General features: G+C 61.8%; 2 protein-coding genes and 2 pseudogenes. 2 read left to right on the plus strand and 2 right to left on the minus strand.

The window, feature by feature from the left end:
- Nucleotides 1–661: pseudogene (locus tag OQK_RS08030) on the minus strand (NAD(P)/FAD-dependent oxidoreductase); the annotation flags it as partial.
- Between the two features lie 90 nt (nucleotides 662–751).
- A complete protein-coding gene (gene amaB / locus OQK_RS08035) occupies nucleotides 752–2,242 on the minus strand; it encodes an L-piperidine-6-carboxylate dehydrogenase (RefSeq protein WP_016771920.1) in 1,491 nt (496 codons plus the stop codon).
- Nucleotides 2,243–2,406: 164 nt separating this feature from the next.
- On the opposite strand from amaB, the gene OQK_RS08040 reads away from it, so the two are divergent.
- Nucleotides 2,407–3,306, plus strand: a complete 900-nt coding sequence (locus OQK_RS08040; RefSeq protein ID WP_016771921.1) for a LysR family transcriptional regulator — start codon at nucleotides 2,407–2,409, stop codon at nucleotides 3,304–3,306.
- A gap of 213 nt (nucleotides 3,307–3,519) precedes the next feature.
- Nucleotides 3,520–4,099 (plus strand): annotated as a pseudogene (locus OQK_RS08045) (nicotinate phosphoribosyltransferase); the annotation flags it as partial.

The following is a 4,099-nucleotide window of genomic DNA, read 5'->3' on the forward strand; positions in this document are numbered from 1 at the left end:
TCTGTACCGACCACTTCGGCCCGACGCGCTCGAGGCGAGTCACCGGCGAATGATCGAACATCTGCCCGCCGAGCCCACGCACGGCACTGGCCAGCCCGGTGACATAGGCCATCGGATTGAGCGTGCCGGCGCGGCGATCAAGCAACGCGGCGGCGATTTTCTGCGTGCCGGTGGCTTGCTCGCAGGCCTTGCCGGTGAGCAGTTCGACCGGCGCGCCACGGCGCTTCCACTGCTGCTCGCGACTGCGCAGATCCGCCTCGCCCTTGGCGTTATGCGCCATGTGCAAAGTGCCTTCGCGGCGCAATTGGCAATCGATGGCGTATTTATCCACAAGGCTGAACACCAGCGCCGGCGCCGCACCGAGCATGCGGTTGAGCTGACTGCCGACCGCCTCGCCGAACCCGGCTTCGATCTCGTCCGGAGGAATCCACATGCCGGCGTTGACCAGCCCGACATTGCGCCCGGAGCCACCGTGCCCTGCACGATGCGCTTCCAGCACGCAGACGCTTTTGCCTTTTTCCAACAGATGCAGCGCCGCCGACAACCCGGTGAACCCGGCGCCGATCACGCAGACATCGACCTTGACCTCGCCCCTGAGCGCGGCGTTATCCGGGCGTTGTGGCGTGAGCGTTTCCCACAGACATTCTTCGCGTAACGGCATTGCCAAGCTCCTGTCGGAGCAGCCGCAAGCCACAAGCTACAAGCTGCAAGCCGGTCTGCTTGACGCTTGTAGCTTGAAGCTTGTAGCTGCTTAATCGAATGTAATGCCCTGCGCCAACGGCAATTCCAGCGAGTAATTGACGGTGTTGGTCTGCCGGCGCATGTACGCGCGCCAGGCATCGGAGCCGGATTCACGGCCGCCGCCGGTCTCTTTCTCGCCACCAAATGCACCGCCGATTTCCGCACCGCTCGGGCCGATGTTGACGTTGGCGATGCCGCAGTCACTGCCGACCGCCGACATGAACCGCTCGGCCTCACGCACGTCGGTGGTGAAGATGCACGATGACAGGCCTTGCGGCACGGCGTTGTTCAGGCGTAGCGCTTCCTCGAAATCGCTGTAGCCGACCACGTAGAGAATCGGCGCGAAGGTTTCGCTGCAGACCACGTCGCTCTGCTCGGGCATTTCCACGATGGCCGGCGACACGTAATAAGCATTGGGGAACTGCTCTTCCAGTTGGCGCTTGCCACCGAACACCCGGCCGCCTTCGCTCAGCGCCTGTTCCAGTGCATCCTGCATGTTTTCGAAGCTGTGCTTGTCGATCAGCGGGCCGACCAGATTGCCTTCCAGCGGATGGCCGATGCGTACTTTCGAATAGGCCGCCTTGAGGCGAGTGACGATTTCTTCCTTGACCGATTCATGGGCGATCAGACGGCGCAAAGTCGTGCAGCGTTGCCCGGCGGTGCCGACGGCACTGAACAGAATCGCGCGCACTGCCATGTCCAGATCGGCGCTCGGGCCGAGGATCATCGCGTTGTTGCCGCCCAGCTCAAGAATGCTGCGGGCGAAACGCGCGGCGACTTTCGGCGCCACTTCGCGGCCCATGCGCGTGCTGCCGGTGGCGCTGATCAGCGCGACACGCGGATCATCGACCAGCGCTTCGCCGGCATCGCGACCGCCGATCACCACCTGGCACAGGCTCGCCGGGGCATCACTGAAATTCTTCACTACGCGATCAAACAGCGCCTGACAGGCCAACGCGGTCAGCGGGGTTTTCTCTGATGGCTTCCACACCACCGGGTTGCCGCAGACCAGCGCCAGGGTGGTGTTCCACGCCCACACTGCGACCGGGAAGTTGAACGCGCTGATGACGCCGACCACGCCAAGCGGATGCCAGGTTTCACGCATATGGTGGCCCGGGCGCTCGGAGGCGATGGTCAGACCGTACAGCTGGCGCGACAGGCCAACGGCGAAGTCGCAGATGTCGATCATCTCCTGCACTTCACCCAGACCTTCCTGAGTGATCTTGCCGGCCTCCCACGACACCAGCTCGCCAAGGTCGGCCTTGTACTCGCGCAACACTTCGCCGAACTGGCGCACCAGCTCACCGCGACGCGGCGCCGGCACCTTGCGCCAGTGCTCGAATGCATGATCTGCGCGACTGATGTGTTGCTCGACTTCGGCAGCGCCTTCCCAGTTAACCGAGGCAATTTCGCTGCCGTCGATGGGCGAATGTACCGGCACTTTGCCGTTCTGGTACAGGGCCGGGTTGACTCCCAGACGATCAAGCAATGCGGCTACCATCGGTCTCTCCTCAAGCAAAAACAGAATGTGTGCGGCCATCCTTCGCATGGCCGGGCAGGCCTTTAGTTGTAGCCTCACTGCGGCGATGCAACAAACGACCTTTACGCCAGATATCATTCCGTTTATTCATGCTGCCTAGCGAAAGACAAGAAAAAGGACTGGCCATGCTGAACAAACGCCACTTGCCCTCGATCACCGCGCTGCAATGCTTCGAGGCCGTGACCCGGCACCTGAGTTTTACCCGCGCCGCCGAAGAGCTGAACCTGACCCAGAGTGCGGTGAGCAAACAGGTCGCGCAGCTTGAAGAACTGTTGCAGCACTTGCTGTTCCGCCGCGTGCGTCGGCGCTTGCAGATGACGCCGGCCGGGGATTTGTATCTGGTCGAGGTCAGAAAAATCCTCAGCCAAGTGGAGATGTCGACGCATTACCTGCGTTCCTACGGCGGCGAGACCGAAGTCCTGCGAGTCTCTACCCCTTCCACCTTCGGCGCCCGTTGGCTGGTGCCGCGCCTGAAAGGCTGGCGCTTGCGCCATCCGTCGATTCATCTGGATCTGTGTAACGAGCAGGAAGCCGATGATCTGTTGCAGGGGCGCAGCGATCTGGCTTTCTATTTCGGCCAGGCATCGCGGCCGGGCACCGAATGCCTGAAATTGTTCGGCGAACAACTGGTGCCGGTCTGCGCCCCGGCCAGCCTGCCGGACACACCATTCACTGACCCGACGCAACTCACCGACCTGGTGCTGCTGCAAAATGCCTCGCGACCGCAGGCCTGGCACGACTGGTTCGACAGTCAGGGCTACCACACCGAACACAGCTACCACGGGCCGCGTTTCGAAACCTTTTACATGTGCATCCGCGCCGCCCAGGTCGGATGTGGCGTGGCGCTGCTGCCACGGTTTCTGGTGGAAGAGGAATTGGCCGAAGGCAAACTGGTCATACCCTGGCAGCATGCGATGCCCAGCAGCGATGCCTATTACCTGGCCTACCCGGAGCACGCGGCGGAAGTGCCGAAGGTGCGGGATTTTGTGAAGTGGATGCTTGAACAAATCGATAGCCCGGTGTGAGGTCAACCGGGATCCCGGTGGGAGCGAGCCTGCTCGCGAAAGCGTCGGGTCAGCCACATCATCTTAACTGACACACCGCATTCGCGAGCAGGCTCGCTCCCACAGTGGATCTGCGGCGCTCTGAAAAAATGCTGGCAATCCCCACCGCCGATATGCGCCACTAGCGCCATCGATATAGACCGCGCCAGGCGCGGCGCAACTGGAGACCCGTTTATGAGCGAGAGTGTGTTTGCCGATCGCATCGTGCAGAACCTGCTCGACACCGACTTCTACAAGCTGACGATGATGCAGGCGGTGCTGCACAACTACCCCAACGTCGAAGTCGAATGGGAGTTCCGTTGCCGCAATGCCGAGGATCTGCGTCCGTATCTGGCCGAGATTCGTCATCAGATCGAGCGTCTGGCCGAGCTGAGCCTGAGTGCCGATCAGTTGAGTTTTCTCGAGCGCATCAGCTTTCTGAAACCGGATTTTCTGCGCTTCCTCGGCCTGTTCCGCTTCAACCTGCGCTACCTGCACACCGGCATCGAGAACGGAGAACTGTTCATCCGTCTGCGCGGGCCATGGCTGCATGTGATCCTCTACGAAGTGCCGCTGCTGGCGATCGTCAGCGAAGTGCGCAATCGCTACCGCTACCGGGAGACCTCGCTGGAGCAGGCACGCGAACAGCTGTATCGCAAGTTCGACTGGCTGACCGCCAATGCTTCGGCCGATGAGCTGTCGCAACTGCAGGTTGCCGATTTCGGCACGCGCCGGCGCTTTTCCTTTGGCGTCCAGGCCGAAGTGGTCAACGTGC

This window comes from Pseudomonas sp. R62 (genome assembly GCF_000257605.1).
GTDB lineage: Bacteria > Pseudomonadota > Gammaproteobacteria > Pseudomonadales > Pseudomonadaceae > Aquipseudomonas > Aquipseudomonas atacamensis.